Below are 2656 nucleotides of genomic sequence, written 5' to 3'. Positions count from 1 at the left end.
AGGGACTTCACCTACATGCCAGCGTGCCTTCTCCCGAAGTTACGGCACCATTTTGCCTAGTTCCTTCACCCGAGTTCTCTCAAGCGCCTTGGTATTCTCTACCTGACCACCTGTGTCGGTTTGGGGTACGATTTAATGTTACCTGGAGCTTAGAGGATTTTCCTGGAAGCAGGGCATCAACTACTTCTGCACCGTAGTGCATCGTCATCACGCCTCAGGGTTGATATGCAACCGGATTTACCAGGTCACACCCCCTACACGCTTAAACCGGGACAACCGTCGCCCGGCCAGCCTAGCCTTCTCCGTCCCCCCTTCGCAGTAACACCAAGTACAGGAATATTAACCTGTTTCCCATCGACTACGCTTTTCAGCCTCGCCTTAGGGGTCGACTCACCCTGCCCCGATTAACGTTGGACAGGAACCCTTGGTCTTCCGGCGAGCGGGCTTTTCACCCGCTTTATCGTTACTTATGTCAGCATTCGCACTTCTGATACCTCCAGCAACCCTCACAGGCCACCTTCAACGGCTTACAGAACGCTCCCCTACCCAACAACGCCTAAGCGTCGCTGCCGCAGCTTCGGTGCATGGTTTAGCCCCGTTACATCTTCCGCGCAGGCCGACTCGACCAGTGAGCTATTACGCTTTCTTTAAATGATGGCTGCTTCTAAGCCAACATCCTGGCTGTCTGTGCCTTCCCACATCGTTTCCCACTTAACCATGACTTTGGGACCTTAGCTGGCGGTCTGGGTTGTTTCCCTCTTCACGACGGACGTTAGCACCCGCCGTGTGTCTCCCGTGATAACATTCTTCGGTATTCGGAGTTTGCATCGGTTTGGTAAGCCGGGATGGCCCCCTAGCCGAAACAGTGCTCTACCCCCGAAGATGAGTTCACGAGGCGCTACCTAAATAGCTTTCGGGGAGAACCAGCTATCTCCCGGTTTGATTGGCCTTTCACCCCCAGCCACAAGTCATCCGCTAATTTTTCAACATTAGTCGGTTCGGTCCTCCAGTTAGTGTTACCCAACCTTCAACCTGCCCATGGCTAGATCACCGGGTTTCGGGTCTATACCTTGCAACTAATCGCCCAGTTAAGACTCGGTTTCCCTACGGCTCCCCTATACGGTTAACCTTGCTACAAAATATAAGTCGCTGACCCATTATACAAAAGGTACGCAGTCACACCACGAAGGTGCTCCCACTGCTTGTACGTACACGGTTTCAGGTTCTATTTCACTCCCCTCGCCGGGGTTCTTTTCGCCTTTCCCTCACGGTACTGGTTCACTATCGGTCAGTCAGGAGTATTTAGCCTTGGAGGATGGTCCCCCCATATTCAGACAGGATGTCACGTGTCCCGCCCTACTCATCGAACTCACGACCTGTGCATTTTAGTGTACGGGGCTATCACCCTTTGCTGCGCGACTTTCCAGACGCTTCCACTAACACACAAGCCGATTCAGGTTCTGGGCTCCTCCCCGTTCGCTCGCCGCTACTGGGGGAATCTCGGTTGATTTCTTTTCCTCGGGGTACTTAGATGTTTCAGTTCCCCCGGTTCGCCTCATGCCACTATGTATTCATGACATGATAGTGTGTCGAAACACACTGGGTTTCCCCATTCGGGTATCGCCGGTTGTAACGGTTCATATCACCTTACCGACGCTTTTCGCAGATTAGCACGCCCTTCATCGCCTCTGACTGCCTAGGCATCCACCGTGTACGCTTAGTCACTTAACCTCACAACCCGAAGATGTTTCCATCGTTCAGGTTGCAAACATTTGAGAGACTCTATGACAGGTTACTTTTCATTCCGGTACTTCTACGGAGGAATGAATTTCAGCCGTCATGTTTCAATTTTCAGCTTGTTCCAGATTGTTAAAGAGCAATATCTTAAACATGACTCGAAAGTCATCTTTAAGATATGGTGTATCGTCAGATACTGAAGACCGCCGCTTTCACCGGGTGGGTCGGAAGCTTGGCGTCCCCTAGGGGATTCGAACCCCTGTTACCGCCGTGAAAGGGCGGTGTCCTAGGCCTCTAGACGAAGGGGACACGACACCGTACTTTTATGACGCTTTTGCTCGTTACTTTTTCATCAGACAATCTGTGTGAGCACGCCACTCGAAGCAATATCTTTAGGTAAGGAGGTGATCCAACCGCAGGTTCCCCTACGGTTACCTTGTTACGACTTCACCCCAGTCATGAATCACAAAGTGGTAAGCGCCCTCCCGAAGGTTAAGCTACCTACTTCTTTTGCAACCCACTCCCATGGTGTGACGGGCGGTGTGTACAAGGCCCGGGAACGTATTCACCGTAGCATTCTGATCTACGATTACTAGCGATTCCGACTTCATGGAGTCGAGTTGCAGACTCCAATCCGGACTACGACGTACTTTATGAGGTCCGCTTGCTCTCGCGAGGTCGCTTCTCTTTGTATACGCCATTGTAGCACGTGTGTAGCCCTACTCGTAAGGGCCATGATGACTTGACGTCATCCCCACCTTCCTCCAGTTTATCACTGGCAGTCTCCTTTGAGTTCCCGGCCGAACCGCTGGCAACAAAGGATAAGGGTTGCGCTCGTTGCGGGACTTAACCCAACATTTCACAACACGAGCTGACGACAGCCATGCAGCACCTGTCTCAGAGTTCCCGAAGGCACCAA

General features: G+C 52.1%; 1 tRNA gene and 2 rRNA genes. All 3 read right to left on the bottom strand.

The window, feature by feature from the left end:
* A 23S ribosomal RNA gene (locus ACJ8MK_RS25900) occupies positions 1 to 1731 on the bottom strand; the annotation flags it as partial.
* A 239-nt stretch (positions 1732 to 1970) separates the two neighbouring features.
* Positions 1971 to 2046, bottom strand: a tRNA-Glu gene (locus tag ACJ8MK_RS25895).
* Positions 2047 to 2134: 88 nt separating this feature from the next.
* Positions 2135 to 2656 (bottom strand): 16S ribosomal RNA (locus ACJ8MK_RS25890); the annotation flags it as partial.

The organism is Serratia sp. CY38905 (assembly GCF_052168875.1).
GTDB lineage: Bacteria > Pseudomonadota > Gammaproteobacteria > Enterobacterales > Enterobacteriaceae > Serratia > Serratia sarumanii.
Note: the sequence above shows the minus strand (reverse complement) of the source record. Positions and strands in the feature narration are given on the sequence as shown.